Source organism: Acinetobacter sp. WCHAc060042 (assembly GCF_003231195.1).
Taxonomy (GTDB): Bacteria; Pseudomonadota; Gammaproteobacteria; order Pseudomonadales; family Moraxellaceae; genus Acinetobacter.
Genome location: NZ_QKVN01000121.1, coordinates 1 through 714, shown reverse-complemented (window position 1 = coordinate 714; position 714 = coordinate 1). Strand labels below are relative to the sequence as shown.

Here is a 714-nt window from a genome sequence, read left to right as displayed (position 1 = left end):
TGGCAATATTTCCGCGACTCATGAGTGCTCGGTTATATGCGGGCCAATTGGTTGTGCGGTAGATTTTGTGTGTAGGCTTCTTCATTTGAAAATTATATCGCTGAAAAACCCTTTACAGATAGGTTTGTGCAACAAAGCCGTTCAGGTGGCCTAACTTAAATAAAAAGTCTCAGACAAACCGGGTACGGTTCACTATTTTTGTCGTGTACAGAGAGTTTTTCTATATAAAAGTATGATACTCACCTAGCCATTACTTAAATAATCACCCCACCACTGCATCATTTCAGTCCGTTGAACTAAGTAATCAGCATGATTATAACTGGCACGGGTACGGTTCTTATCAATATGTGAAAGTTGTGCCTCAATCCAATTATCTTGAAATAAACCTGAGTCATTCAAAATGGTACTAAAAGTGGAACGTAGTCCATGAGAAGATAGTTGATGTTTGCCATACCCCATCTTACGTATGGCCATATTTAGAGTATTAAAATGAATCGGTTGATTGTGATTGCGAGGGCTAGCAAAAAGGTATTTTTCACCGTATGACCACTGCATGACGTCTTTCAAAATCTCTAAAGCCTGATTTGAAAGTGGAACTAAAAAATCTGGAATCTCATGGCCTAATATGACTTTTCGTCGAAACTGTTTAATATGCAAGGCAGGTATTTTCCATATTTTTTCATTTAAATCAAAATGATGAGGCTCAGACAATAG

Annotated in this window: 1 protein-coding gene; it reads right to left on the bottom strand. The window is 37.8% G+C overall.

Annotated elements, in window-relative coordinates; all coding sequences use genetic code 11:
- Nucleotides 1–243: 243 nt before the first annotated feature.
- Nucleotides 244–714: tyrosine-type recombinase/integrase (locus DPG01_RS18500; RefSeq protein WP_162622381.1), on the bottom strand; the 471-nt coding region annotated here is incomplete at its 5' end.